Source organism: Kitasatospora cineracea (genome assembly GCF_003751605.1).
In the GTDB taxonomy this organism is placed as follows: Bacteria; Actinomycetota; Actinomycetes; order Streptomycetales; family Streptomycetaceae; genus Kitasatospora; species Kitasatospora cineracea.
Map to the genome: position 1 here is coordinate 4,628,949 of NZ_RJVJ01000001.1, position 13,264 is coordinate 4,642,212.

Annotated in this window: 7 protein-coding genes; 2 read left to right on the forward strand and 5 right to left on the reverse strand. The window is 75.9% G+C overall.

Annotated elements, in window-relative coordinates; genetic code table 11:
- Positions 1 to 262: 262 nt before the first annotated feature.
- Positions 263 to 1,048: a GNAT family N-acetyltransferase gene (locus EDD39_RS20980; RefSeq protein ID WP_123558205.1), complete on the forward strand. Its 786-nt coding sequence runs from the start codon at positions 263 to 265 to the stop codon at positions 1,046 to 1,048.
- 40 nt (positions 1,049 to 1,088) lie between these two features.
- Here the strand turns inward: EDD39_RS20980 and EDD39_RS20985 are convergent, their stop codons facing one another.
- The 4 genes from EDD39_RS20985 to EDD39_RS21005 all read right to left on the reverse strand — a co-directional run bounded on the left by EDD39_RS20985 (position 1,089) and on the right by EDD39_RS21005 (position 10,139).
- On the reverse strand, positions 1,089 to 1,925 hold the full coding sequence (locus tag EDD39_RS20985; protein WP_148089485.1) for a hypothetical protein: 837 nt from the start codon (positions 1,923 to 1,925) through the stop codon (positions 1,089 to 1,091).
- A 65-nt stretch (positions 1,926 to 1,990) separates the two neighbouring features.
- On the reverse strand, positions 1,991 to 5,578 hold the full coding sequence (locus EDD39_RS20990; protein WP_162870074.1) for a DUF4132 domain-containing protein: 3,588 nt from the start codon (positions 5,576 to 5,578) through the stop codon (positions 1,991 to 1,993).
- Positions 5,579 to 5,701: 123 nt separating this feature from the next.
- Entirely contained in the window at positions 5,702 to 9,346 is a 3,645-nt protein-coding gene (locus EDD39_RS42135; protein ID WP_123558213.1) for a WGR and DUF4132 domain-containing protein, read from the reverse strand.
- Positions 9,347 to 9,458: 112 nt separating this feature from the next.
- Positions 9,459 to 10,139, reverse strand: a complete 681-nt coding sequence (locus EDD39_RS21005) for a response regulator (RefSeq protein ID WP_123558215.1) — start codon at positions 10,137 to 10,139, stop codon at positions 9,459 to 9,461.
- Between the two features lie 419 nt (positions 10,140 to 10,558).
- Between EDD39_RS21005 and EDD39_RS21010 the strand changes: the two genes are divergently transcribed.
- Positions 10,559 to 12,442 carry an APC family permease gene (locus EDD39_RS21010; RefSeq protein ID WP_244257248.1) on the forward strand — a complete coding sequence of 628 codons (1,884 nt, stop codon included), beginning with the start codon at positions 10,559 to 10,561 and terminating at the stop codon, positions 12,440 to 12,442.
- Between the two features lie 24 nt (positions 12,443 to 12,466).
- Here EDD39_RS21010 and EDD39_RS21015 read toward each other — a convergent pair whose 3' ends face one another.
- Positions 12,467 to 13,243 carry a DUF4232 domain-containing protein gene (locus EDD39_RS21015; protein ID WP_244256868.1) on the reverse strand — a complete coding sequence of 259 codons (777 nt, stop codon included), beginning with the start codon at positions 13,241 to 13,243 and terminating at the stop codon, positions 12,467 to 12,469.
- Positions 13,244 to 13,264 lie beyond the last annotated feature (21 nt).

Here is a 13,264-nt window from a genome sequence, read left to right on the forward strand (position 1 = left end):
CGCAATCCTCGGGGCAGGCATCGGGTCCGGGTACGGGGCGATCCTCTCAAGCCCCCGCGGGCCGCCCGGTCCCGGGCTGCCACCCGGCCGGCCGACCACCGCGCACCGACGGTATCCGGCACCGCCGACAGCGACAGCGACAGCGGCACCGCAGACAGCGACAGCGACCGGGCGGGAGCGGGCCGGACGCGGACCGTCATGGTTCTGCAACAGCTCCGGCGGCCGCCCGGGACCGCCACCGGACGGCGGTTAGGTTGGGCCGATGAGTCTGACGATCGAAGAGGTCACCGCCGCCGGGGCGGCCTGGGTGTGGCTGCCGGACGACGCCGAGGTCGTCGAGGACGCCGGCTACACGATCCTGCGGCTGCCCGACTACTACGACTTCGACCTGTCGGTCGTCTCCTTCACCCCCACCGGCCCGCTCCCCGCCGCCGTGGACGCCGTCCTCGCCCGGGCCCGGACGCTCGGACCGCCGGTGCTCGACTGGCAGGTCCTGCTCGGCGGCCCGCCCGGGCTCGGGGACGAACTGGCCGCCCGCGGCGGCCGGATCAAACTCGACCTGGAGATCCTGGCCGCGGACCTGTCCGCGGGCGCCCCGGACCTGCGCCCGCCCGAGGTGGCGGTGGAACTGCGCTGGGCCACGGACTTCCCGACCGTCCGGGACGGGGCGCTCGTCGAGACCACCGGCTTCGGCGGCGCCCTCCCGCCCGCCTCGCAACTGGAGCACGCGGCGCACCGCAACGCGCGGGCCGCCGCGGAGGGCCGGGGCGGGCGGCTCGTCGCCTACGTCGACGGCGAACCCGTCGGCACCGGCGGCGTGGCCCTGGTCGACGGCGTCGCCCGCCTGACCGGCGGCGTGGTCGCCCCGCCCTGGCGGGGCCGCGGCGTCTACCGCGCCGTCCTCGGGGCCCGGCTCGCCCACGCGGCGGCCCGCGGCGCGCGCATGGCCCTGGTCAAGGGCAACCCCCGCACGTCCGGGCCGATCCTGCGCCGCTCCGGCTTCACGGCCTTCGGCCAGGAGCCGGTCTACGCCCTCCCGTTGGGGTGAGCCCCCGCCCGGCAGCCGGGGCGGTCGCCCGTCCCGGGGCTCAGACGGGGACGTTGCGGATGACGGCGTCCGTCAGCGGGCTGAGCTGCTTGACCAGCTCGTCGAAGTTCCCGGTGCGGCCGTCGGACCACTGGGCCATGCCGATGAGCATGCCGGTCCCGTAGCCCGCGAAGTCCTGCACGAAGCCGCTGTCGGGCGGCAGTTCGCGCAGGCCCGAGCCCCGGGGCGGGAGCTGGACCGCGACCTGGTAGTCGGCGGCGTCCACGGCCAGCTGGTTGATCAGGTGCGGGACGTCGGTCGGGTCCTTCATGGTGAACAGCGCCAGCCGGTACTGGTTGCCGGCGGCGTCCCGGTACAGCGCCAGGTCGATGCCGAGGCAGCCGTGGCCCTGGGTGATCAGCCCGGCGAGGACGGAGGTCACCAGGTCCGCCCCGGTGCAGTTCGACTCGGCCACGTCCGCGACCAGGGTGTAGCCCTGCACCTTCTCCGGGAAGACGGACAGCGGGATCGCCGCCCCGGGCCCGCCGGACGCCGCCTGGGTCGGAGCGGCGAGCGCGGAGGCTGAAACGGTGTTCGCGGACGGAGCGGACGGAGCGGAGGGGACCGCCGGGGCGGACGACGCGGGCGGGGCGGCGGAGGGGGCCGGCTTCCGGTCGTGGTAGGCGTACGCGCCCGCGCCCGCCGCGGCCAGCACGATGGCGGCCGACAGGACCAGCAGCCCGCGCCGGGAGCGGTGGCGGGGCTGCTGCTGTCGGGCGGTCTGCCGGCCCGCCTGCCGGGCCCGTTCGGCGGCGCTGGGCTCCTTCACCGCGTTGTTCTTCTCGAACTCCCTGACGAATTCTTCCCACAGATCGTCACCGGATCCACGCATAGTCACAGCCCCAGGACCTTAGTGATCTCCGCTCCGGTTGGGAAGTACACGGTCCGACCCGGTCGGCGGGGTCAGCGCAGGCCGGTCAACTCCTCCAGGTCCGCGAGGATCTCGGAGGCGGTGACGGGGTCGAGCCGGGCGAACGGGCGCAGGTGGCGGGCGGTGGGGGAGTAGGGGCCGGTGCGGGTGCCCAGCCAGACCTCGCGGAGGGTCTGGTCGGGGAGTTCGGCGGTTGGGCCGAGCGGGAGGCCGGGGTCGAGGGAGACGGTCAGGCGGTGGCCGTCCGGCAAAAGTTTGCGCAGCGAGAAGCGGGTGCCGTCGCCGTCGGTCTCGCCGTGCGACCAGTCCGGGCCGCGCCGGGCCAGCGCCTGCGCCGCCTCGGCCGGGACGGTGCGGCCCTCGAACCGGGGCAGCCGGTGCCCGGCGGCCTCGTCGGCGGTCAACGACCGCACCGGGCGGCCGAGTTGCGGGAACGGCTGGATGACGAGGTAGTCGGTGAAGAGTTCCGCCCAGGCCGACAGGTCGGCGCCGAGTCGGACGGGGTGGGCGAGTCGGACGGCGGCGTCCGCGGGCAGGCCGAAGGGCTTGTCGTCGAGGTCGGCGAAGGTGCGGTCCTCGGCGATCCGGAAGGCCCCGGCGGCCTGCGCGGCGCCGCTGCCGGTGGTCCACAGCAGCCGCCGGCCGAGGTGGGCGAGCAGCGGGTGGGCCAGGAACAGCGTCCGGAACTCGTCCGCCGTCCAGGCCCGTTCGGTGACCATGGCGGTCTCCAGCCGGGCGGTCTGCTCGGCGCCGACCACCCGCAGCTCCTTCTTCAGCGCGGCGTACCGCTTGCGGGCGGCGGGCGCCAGCTCCGGGTCGTCCTTGGCGGCGGGCGCGGGCGGCGCGGCCCGGCGGCGGCCCGTGCCGTCCAGCACGTACGGGAGCAGCCGGTCGTCCAGGGCGACGGTGAACGTCCGCGTCCCGTAGTCGAGGACGGCCGTGCCGTCGGCCGCCAGGCCGAGGTCCGGCACCAGCCGGTCGGCGAGCCGGTCGGGCGTCAGGCCCAGCTCCAGGGCGACCTCGGCGATCTTCTCCCGGGCCCGGGCCCGGACGCCCTGGTAGCGCACCCGCTGGGCGATGCCGTGCAGCTGGGCCAGCGCGGTGTCGGTGCCGATCGCCGCCAGCACGTCCAGGCCCTCGGCGGCCCGCCGCCCGGCCTGCTGCCCCGGCCACCGGCGCACCACCGGCGCCAGCCGGCGGGCGGTCCCGTCGTCGCCGAACTCGCCGAGCAGGGACAGCGCCCAGCTCTCCCGCGCGGGCATCCCGGCCAGCCGCCACTCCTCGAACACCGCCCAGCAGAACGCCGGCCACGCCCCCGGCGCGCACGCCTCGGCCACCAGCGCCAGCCCCGGGTACGGGGCGCCGGACTTCGACAGCGCCAGCATGACCAGCACGTCCCGCACCGCCGCCGCGGGCAGCACCGCCCCCGAGCGCAGCGGCAGCGGCGGCAGCAGCACCGGGTCCAGCCACGGCGGCGGCTCCGGCAGCCGCGCGGGCAGCGCCCCCACCAGCGGATCCACCGCCAGCACGGCACCCACCGCCTCCGCCGCCGCGGCCCCGTACCGCCCGGCGACGGCCGCCCGCAGCGCGGCCGCCCCGCTGCCGTGGCCCTCCGCCCCGCTGCCGTCCGCAGTCCTGCTGCCGTGGCCCTCCGCCCCGCTGCCGTCCGCAGCCCCGCTGCCGCCGTCAGGCCCGGACGCGATCAGGCGCAGGGCCTGCCCGGCGGCCGTCCGGCGCGGGCCGGGCTCGCCCAAGGCGTCCGGGACGAGCAGCAGCGCACCCGCGGTTCCATGCCGGGCGAACCACGAACGGGCCGTGCTGCGAACGGACTTGCGGGTGGTCAGGCCCTCCGCCATCAGCCGGGCCGCCGCCACGTCCAGCACCGGCAGCAGCAGCGGCGCCAACTGCGCGGGACGCATCAGGGCGGTGCGCACGGCCACCGGGACGGCCGCCCGGCCATACTTGGCGAGCACCGGGCGCAACGTCTCCAGCCCGTAGTACAGCTCCTCGGGCCGCCAGTCGGCCAGCAGCGGGGACATCACCTCCACCGGGGCCTGCCACAGCACCTGGCAGGCGGCCCACAGGCTCCGGGCGGCGGCGAACTCGGCCGCGCCGACCGCCGCCCAGTCGGTGTCCTCGGGGTGGCTGTGCCAGGCGTCGGAGCGCCGCGCGGGCTCCGTCCACAGCTCCCGTTCACCGTCCTGCCAGCGCAGTTCGGGCTCCTCGTCGGCGGTCAGGACGGTCGAGCCGGTCAGGTCAGTTGAGCCGATCGAGCCGATCGAGCCGGTCGGGCCGGTCAGGCCGGTCAGGCCGGTGGGGTCGTCCTGCCCGGTCGGGTCGGCCGGCACCCGCGGCTTCCCGGCCGGTCGCGGTCGCGGTCGCGGCCGCTGCCACGGCGGGGAGGCCAGCACGGCGGGCCACTCCGCCACGTCGGCGACCGGCCCGGCCGGGTCCGCGGCGGGCAGCGCGCGCAGGAACGCGGCCGTCGCCGGGTCGAGCCGCTCCAGCAGCGCGGGCAGCCGCCCGGACGCGGCGGCTCCGCGCAGCGAGCGCTCCAGCAGGTGCCGGGCCGTCACCCCGCCGTCCTGCACGGCCGCCGCCAGCAGGCGCAGCGCCCGCACCGGGTAGCGTTCCACGGCCCGCAGCAGGACGGGCTGCACGGCCCGGTCGTCGATCCGCGCCAGCAGCGCGCCGAACGCCTCGTCGGAGGGGAACTCCAGCAGCAGTTCGGCCAATTGACCGGCCTCCCGGCCGCTGTCCAGGTGACGCAGCGCCAGGGCGGGCATCGCCGCCGCGGCGGTGCCGAGGCCGTCCGCGACGGTGGCCGCCGGGCGCGCCCACCACTGGTACCGGGTCAGCCGGGGGAGCAGCCGGTCGACCTGCTCCGGGCGGCCGAGCGCGCCCACCAGCAGCGACCACACCGGCCGGCTCGGGCGCTCCGGCAGCTCGTCGATCCACTCGTCCACCCAGTCGGTCCGCTCCGGGAACAGGAACGCGGCCCCCACCCGCCGCTGCGGCCCCCCGGCCCGGGCCGCCCCGACCTCCGCCAGGGCCGCCCGGTACGCGTCCTCGTCGGCGACGGACAGCAGGTGGCGGGCCCAGCGCAGCACCTTGGACTGCGCCTCGCCGTAGCTGTACACCTGGTTCGGGTCGGCGGGCCGCAGGCACGGCCGGAGATAGCCGGGGCGGGAGCGCCAGTACTCGACCTCCATGGTCTCGGCGGCGGCCCGGGCGGCGAACGCGGGCCCGTGCCGGACCGTCCAGGCGTCCATCAGCGCGGCCCCGCCCGCGTCGTCGTCCGCGTACAGCGCGGGCAGCATCGCACTGACGCCCGCCGCGCCCAGCGGATCGGCCGCCCCGCCCAGGTACGCCCGGACCGCTCGGACCAGCGCCGGGTCCGACTCGTCGGCCGCGCAGACCTGTTCGATCCACTCCCGGTGCTCGGCGATCAGCGCGTCCTCGAAGGCCACCGCGTCCGGCCCCGGCCACTCGGCCGGCGATACCGCCCCGCCCCCGCGCCGCGGCACCACCGCCGCCCGCCAGGCCGCCGGCCACGCGAAGGCGTCCTCCCCGGCCGCGCCGCCCCCGCGGACCTGCTCCCCCTGCTCCCCCCGCTGCACCGCACCCTCCGCACCGCCGTCCGACCGCTCGTTGGGCCTCACCCTAGCCAGCCGCCCCGACAGCGCCGCCCCCGACAGCGCCGCCCCGGGCCGGGGAAGGGCCCGGGGCGGCGGCCGGGCCGGTCAGTCGGCGGTCAACTCCTCCAGGTCAGAAAGGAGTTCGGATGCGGTGACCCGGTCCAGGTCGGCCAGGCGCTGGTCGTAGGTGCGGCGGCTCGGCCAGTAGTCGCCGGGGCTGGTGTCCAGCCAGACCGTGTCGAAGCTCTGGTCGCCCAGCTCGTTGACGATGCCGACCGCGATGCCCGGGTTGAGTTCGAGCACCAGGCAGCGGCCCTCCGGCAGCGGCTTGTAGAACCAGCGTTCCACGCCCGCGTCCTGCGGGGTGCCGCGCTGCCAGCCGCGCTTGGTCAGCCCGAGCAGCCGGCCGACCGGGACACGGCGGCGCTCGAACCGGTGCAGCCGGTGCCCGGCGCCCTCCTCCTCGGTCAACTCCATGACCGGGCGTCCCAGTTGGCGGAACGGCTGGAGCAGCTCGTAGTCCGCGAACACCTCCGCCCAGGCCGCCGTGTCCGCTCCGAGGTGCAGCGGGTGGGCGAGTCGGACGGTGGCGTCCTCGGGCAGGGTGTACTGCTCGTCGTGCAGGTCGGCGAGGGTGCGGTCCTCGGCGACCCGGAACGCGGTGCCGTCGGCCGTCCAGACCAGCCGGCGCACCAGGTGCCACAGCAGCGGGTGGCCGAGCAGCAGGGTGCGGAACTCGCTTGCGCTCCAGGTCCGTTCGGTGACCATCGCGGCCTCCAGTCGGACGATCTGGTCGGCGGCCAGCGTCCGGACGTCCTTCTTCAGGGCGGCGAAGCGCTTGCGCTCGGCGGGCGCGAGCTCCGGATCGTCCTTCGCGCCCGGGGCGGGCAGGTCCTTGCGCCGCTTGCCGTCGGCGTCCAGCATGTATGGGCGCAGCTGCTCGTCGAAGCCGACGGTGAACGTCCGGGTGCCGTAGTCGATGACGGTGGTGCCGTCCTCGTCCAGGCCGAGGTCCGGCACCAGGCGGTCGCCGAGCTGTTCGGCGGTCAGGCCGAGCGCCTCGGCGATCTCGGCGACCTTCTCCTGGGCGCGGGCCTTCAGGGCCTTGAACTTCACCCGCTGCGCGATGCCGTGCAGTTGCATCAGGGCGACGTCGGTGCCGATCGCGGCCAGCACGTCCAGTCCCTCCACCGCGCGCTGGTGGGCGCCCTGGCCGGGCCACTCGCGCAGCAGCGGGGCCAGCCGGCGGGCGGTGTCGTCGTCACCGAACCCGCCGAGCGCGTGCAGCGCCCAGCCGTCCTTGGACGGCATCCCGGCCTGCCACCACTCCTCGAACACCGCCCAGCCGAACGCCGCCGCCGTGTCGGCCCGCAGCACCTCCGCGGCCGCCGCCAGCCCCGGGTACGGCTCGCGCGGCCGGCCCAGCTGCAGCGCCGTCACCAGGTGCCGTACCGCCGACACCGGCAACGCCCCGCCACCGTCGGCCAGTTGGAGCTGCGGCAGCACCTCGGGCCGCAGCCAGTCCGGGAACTCGGGCAGCTTCGCGGGCAGCGCGTTCTCCAGCGGGTCGGAGCCCAGCGCGTCCCCGACCACCGCCGCGGCCTCGGCGCCGTACCGCTCCGCCACCGCCGCCAGCAGGACCTCCGCGCCCTCCTGCGCGGCGACCAGCCGCAGCGCGTGCTCCGCCGCCGCCCGGGCCCGCCCGGCCTTGCCGACCGCCGCCGGAACCAGCAGCAGCGCCCCCGCCACCCCGTGCCGGGCGAACCACGAACGGGCCACCGGCTGAACGGACTTGAGCCGCACCAGGACGTCCGCCATCACGCCCGCGGCGGCCGCGTCCAGCACCGGCAGCAGCACGGGCGAGGTCTGCGCGGGCTGGGACCGCGCCGCCTCGTGCAGCATCGGCAGCACGGCCGTGCCGTACTTGGCCAGCAGCGGCTGCCCGGACAGGCCGATGTCCAGCAGCGCGCGCCGGTCCCAGGACGCCAGCAGCGGGGTCATCACCTCCACCGGGCCCCGCATCAGGACCCGGTAGAGGGACCAGACCGAGCCCTGCATCCGGGCCCGCTCCGCCTCCGCCGCCCAGTCGGCGCCGAGCGGAAGCTGCCGACGCACCTCGGCGGAGCCCGCGAACTCCGCCAACTCGCCCTCTGCCCAAAGCAGTTGCGACGACTCGTCGACGCTGAGACCGGTCAGCACCCGGACCTTGCGGACGGTGCGCGGCCGGCTCCACGGCGGGGCGACCAGCAGCTCGGGCAGCAGCTCGGGCCCGGCCTCCGGCAGCGGCTCCCGCGCGCCCTCCAGCGTCCGGACGAAGTCGGCGCTCTCCCCGTCCAGCCGGGACAGCAGCTCCGGCAGTCGCGAACGCAGCGCCCCCACGTGCCCGTTGAGCATCCGCCGGGCCGTGCTCCCGGCGCCGCCACCGCGCCGGGCCGCCGCCGCCAGCACCCGCACCGCCCGCACCGGCTGCCGCCGCGCCGCCTCCAGCAGCGCCACCCGGACGTGCTTGTCGGCGATCCGGTCGACCATCTCCGCCATCACCCGGTCGGTCGGGAACGCGCCCAGGCACTCCGCGTACCACTGCGAGTCGTACCCGGGACCGTCCGGCGCCGCCCCGACCCGCACCAGCTCCGCCGCGGCCGGTCCCGCCCCGTCGGCGAGGGTCGACACCAGCGCCTGCCGCCAACTGCCCGACAGCAGCCCGCCCGCACCCCCGAACCGCTCCACCTGCTCCGCACTGCCCAGCGCGTACGCCAGCAGGGTCCGCACCAGCGGATCGTCCGACCCCTCCGCCAGGCAGCCGTCCACCACCCCGGCCCGCTCCGGCGCCAGGTACGCGGCCACCGCCCGCCGCAGCACCGGGTCGAACGCCCCGCCCGGCACCGCACCCAGCGCCCCGTCCAACTCCGCCAGCGCCTCCCGGTACGCGCCCTCCCCGACCCCGGCCAGCACCTCGCGGGCCGCCGCCAGGACGCCGAACTGGAACGACAGGTGGTACGTCGCCATGGGCGGAGCACCGGCGAACGCCACCCGGCCGGTTCGCCACCTCTCGCGCACCGGGTGGACGTCCAGGTCGAACAGCCGCAGCGACGCCCGCAGCGCGAACCCCAGACCGAACCGCACCACCCAGGAGTCGACCAGCCGCCGCGCCCAGTCGTCGTCGCCGCGCGAGCGCAGCAACCGGGCCACCCCCACCGCCCCGAGCGGATCCGGCACCCCCGCCAGGTGCGTCCGGACCGCCCGCACCGCCTCCGGGTCCGACTCCTCCGACACCAGCGCCAGCTCCAACGGCTCCCGCTCCTCCGCGAGTTGCCGCTCCTCCGCCGCCGCGGCCCCCGCCGCGTCCCACACCGGCCGCCAGGCCGCCACCGGCACCGTGCCACCCCGCCGCGGCACCACCCACGGCCGCCACGCCCCGGGCAGCACGAACACGTCCTCGTCCGGCAGCCCGACCACCTCGACGGGCACCTCGGCGGTCTCGACCACCTCGACGGGCGCCTCGGCCGACTCGACGACCTCGACGGCCCCCGAGGGAACCTCCTCGCCGCCCACCGCCCGGTAGCCCTTGCGCTCCTTCTCCGCGACCAGCTTCGCCAGGTGCCCGGCCGCCGCCCCCGCGTCGGCCAACTCCTTCACCTGCAGCCGCCCGTCACCGCCGATCCGCCCGTAGCGCACCCGCACCGAGACCCCGTCGGCCTCCGCCTCCCAGAACTTCGACGAACCGCCGCCGACCAGCTCCCAGCGCCGCACCGTTCCTCCCCCGCACCCCGACCGGCAGCGAACGCCGCCAGACCGGCCCCGATCGGCCGATCACCTCCGGGCACCCTAACGAGCAGCCAGGACAGCGGAACGGCCCGGGCGGTCAGAACCCCCGGTCCCCGCCGCCGGGCTGGGCGGCCAGGGTCTGGGTGGCGATCACCGCGGCCTGGACGCGGCGTTCGACGCCGAGCTTGGCGAGCAGCCGGGAGATGTGGTTCTTGACGGTCTTCTCGGCGAGGTAGACCCGCTCGCCGATCTGCCGGTTGGTCAGGCCCTCGCCGATCAGCGCCAGGATCTCCCGCTCCCGGTCGGTCAGGTGCGGGAACTCCGGTGCGGGCGCCGGGGCCTCGCCGCGCAGCCGGGCCATCAGCCGGGTCGCCGCGCCCGGGTCCAGCATCGACCGGCCGGAGGCGACGGTGCGGATCGCGGTGACCAGGTCGGTGCCGCTGATCTGCTTGAGGACGTAGCCGGCCGCGCCCGCCATGATCGAGTCGAGCAGCGCCTCCTCGTCGTCGAAGGAGGTGAGCATCAGGCAGGCGAGCTGCGGCATCCGCGAGCGCAGCTCCCGGCAGACCGTGACGCCGTCGCCGTCCGGCAGCCGCATGTCGAGCACGGCGACGTCCGGGCGCAGCGCCGGGACCCGGGCCAGTGCCTGTTCGACCGTGCCGGCCTCGCCGACGACCTGGAGGTCCGGTTCCGAGTCCAGCAGGTCGTGCACCCCGCGGCGGACCACCTCGTGGTCGTCCAGCAGGAACACCCTGATCGGCGCCGAACCCTCGGACATGGCAGTACTCCTCCTCGCGGACCCCTACCCCCGCAGTCTGCCAAACCCGGCCGGCCCGCCGACAGGGCCGGGCGGTCCCGTCCGGCGGGCCGCTGGTCCCGAAGCGCGCACGAACGGACATAACGTCACGAACCATGGCGGGCGGGCAAACCGTCCCCCAATCCCGCCCCATGGCCCGGTCAACGCCCCGGGACCGGTGATCCGCTGGGCCAAAGGGTGGGGCTACGCTCCAGCCTGCCCCGGACGGCGGCGGACGTCACCTACATTGACGTGGGAGTTCGCCCGGCGGGCCGGAGCGTCCGGCGGCCCGGGGCGCCCCCACCCCGGACAGGAGCAGCACAGTGGTCGATTCCGCCCCCACGGACGGAGGGACGGCGCGGCAGCGACTGCGCGCCTGGCTGCTCGAGGGCCTGTCCGACATGGCCAAGCAGCACCCCGGGCCGCACGCCGAGGCCCCCGACCAGCAGCACGGCCAGCGCTGGTGGAAGGTGATGTGCCTGACCGGCCTGGACTACTTCTCCACCCTCGGCTACCAGCCCGGCATCGCCGCGCTCGCGGCCGGCCTGCTCTCCCCGGTCGCCACCATCGTGCTGGTGCTGGTCACCCTGTTCGGCGCCCTGCCGGTCTACCGCCGGGTCGCCCAGGAGAGCCCGCACGGCGAGGGCTCGATCGCCATGCTGGAGCGGCTGCTGTCGTTCTGGAAGGGCAAGCTGTTCGTCCTCGCGCTGCTCGGCTTCGCCGCCACCGACTTCCTGATCACCATCACGCTGTCCGCCGCCGACGCCACCGCCCACCTGGTGGAGAACCCGCACCTGCGCAGCGCGCTGAGCGGCCACCAGGTGCTGATCACCCTGCTGCTGGTCGCCGCCCTCGGCGCGGTCTTCCTCAAGGGCTTCAGCGAGGCGATCGGCGTGGCGGTGGTCCTGGTCGCCGTCTACCTGGCGCTGAACGTGGTGGTGGTCGCCGTCGGCCTGTGGCACGTGGTCACCGCGCCGTCCCTGATCACCGACTGGACGCACGCCCTCACCCTGGAGCACGGCAACCCGGTCGTCATGGTCGGCGTCGCCCTGGTGGTCTTCCCCAAGCTCGCCCTCGGCCTGTCCGGCTTCGAGACCGGCGTCGCCGTCATGCCGCACATCGAGGGCGACCCGGACGACACCGAGCAGCGCCCCACCGGACGCATCCGCGGCGCCCGCAAGCTGCTCACCACCGCCGCCGTGATCATGAGCTGTTTCCTGATCACCACCAGCTTCATCACCACCCTGCTGATCCCCGCCGACGACTTCCAGCCCGGCGGCCCCGCCAACGGCCGCGCCCTGGCCTACCTCGCCCACCACTACCTCGGCGGCGCCTTCGGCTCGGTCTACGACCTGTCCACCATCGCCATCCTGTGGTTCGCCGGGGCCTCCGCGATGGCCGGCCTGCTCAACCTGATGCCCCGCTACCTGCCCCGCTACGGCATGGCCCCGCACTGGGCCCGTGCGGTGCGCCCGATGGTGCTGGTGCTCACCGCGATCGCCTTCCTGGTCACCTGGCTGTTCGACGCCAACGTCGACAAGCAGGGCGGCGCGTACGCCACCGGCGTGCTGGTGCTGATCACCTCCGCGGCGATCGCCGTCACCATCGCCGCCCGCGCCGCCCGCCAGCGCGGCTGGACCGTCGGCTTCGCGGTGATCGCCGCGGTCTTCCTCTACACCACCGCCATCAACATCGCCGAACGCCCCGACGGCGTGAAGATCGGCGCCTGCTTCATCGCCGGCATCGTGCTGGTCTCGCTCGCCTCCCGGCTCGCCCGCGCCTTCGAACTGCGGGTCACCGACGTCCAGTTGGACGAGGTCGCGGAACGCTTCGTGCGCGACACCGCGCACCGCACGATCCGCTTCATCGCCAACGAGCCGGCCGGCCGCGACCTCGCCGAGTACCGCGACAAGGTGCACCAGATCCGCGCCGACAACGACATCCCGGTCGAGGACGACCTGGTCTTCGTCGAGGTCACCGTCCTCGACCCGTCCGACTTCGAGGCCGAACTGCACGTGCGCGGCGAAGTCCTGCACGACCGCTACCGCGTCCTGACGCTGGAGCACTCCAGCATCCCGAACGCGCTCGCCGCGATACTGCTGCACGTGCGCGACACCACCGGCCAGCTCCCGCACATCTACTTCGAGTGGACCGAGGGCAGCCCGTTCGCCCAGTTCCTGCGCTTCTTCCTGTTCGGCCAGGGCGAGGTCGCCCCCGTCACCCGCGAGGTGCTCCGCGAGGCCGAGACCGACCGCTCCCGCCGCCCCCGCGTCCACGTCGGCTGACCCAGGGCCCCGGGCGCCCGGGCGTCAGGACTGCTCCGGCGCCCAGGCCCCCACGCCGATCCGCCCGGTCGTCCCCAGGTCCAGCTCCGGCGTCACCATCACCGGTGCCGCGTCCGCCGTCGCCCGCACCCGCACGTACGGGGCGTTCACCGGCGCGCCCGAGAGGTCGGTGGTGTTGCGCCACACCAGCCCCGCGGACGCCTTCCCGCCCGGCGCGACGGTGAAGCGGCGCGGCGGCGCGTCCGCCCCCGTGCCCGTCGAGATCGCCGAACCGCCCTTCAGCACCTGCACCCCGGCCACCGGGGCGTGCGCCTCGTCGAGCAGTTCGGTCCGCGGGTACCCGTCCAGCACGACGTCCCGCGTTCCGCAGTTCTCCAGGTGCAGCCCCACCACCCGCAGCCCCATCGCCGCGTCGCCCCGGTCCGCGTACACCCGCACCCCGGACGCCGGACACGCACCGCCGGTCGACGGAGCCTCCGCGGTCGGCACGCTGCGCACCTTCAGCACCTTCACGTCCGGGGCGGGCCCCGAGGCCCTCGACGGGCGGGGGGAGGCCGACGAAGGCCAGGAGTCCGGGACGGTGCCCACCGGCAGGTCCGGCACGACCGGGTGTCCGGTCAGCGGGACCCGCCCCCGGACGGACGCCCCCGGCGCCACCGCCGTCTGCGTCCCGGTCGGGTCGGACGGCAGCAGGGTCCCGCTGCCCGACCAGCCGAACAGCACCGTCAGGTCGGCGGGCTCGGTGCCCTCGTTGGTCACCTCGTACTCCAGGCAGTCCGCGCTGACCGCGAGGATCCGCACCGAGTCCCGGGTCCACCCCGC

What these genes read in the sequence shown, in the direction of transcription:
- EDD39_RS21005 (WP_123558215.1), bottom strand. Translation starts at nt 10,139, where the DNA reads ATGTCCGAGGGTTCGGCGCCGATCAGGGTGTTCCTGCTGGACGACCAC.
- EDD39_RS20980 (WP_123558205.1), top strand. Translation starts at nt 263, where the DNA reads ATGAGTCTGACGATCGAAGAGGTCACCGCCGCCGGGGCGGCCTGGGTG.
- EDD39_RS21010 (WP_244257248.1), top strand. Translation starts at nt 10,559, where the DNA reads ATGGCCAAGCAGCACCCCGGGCCGCACGCCGAGGCCCCCGACCAGCAG.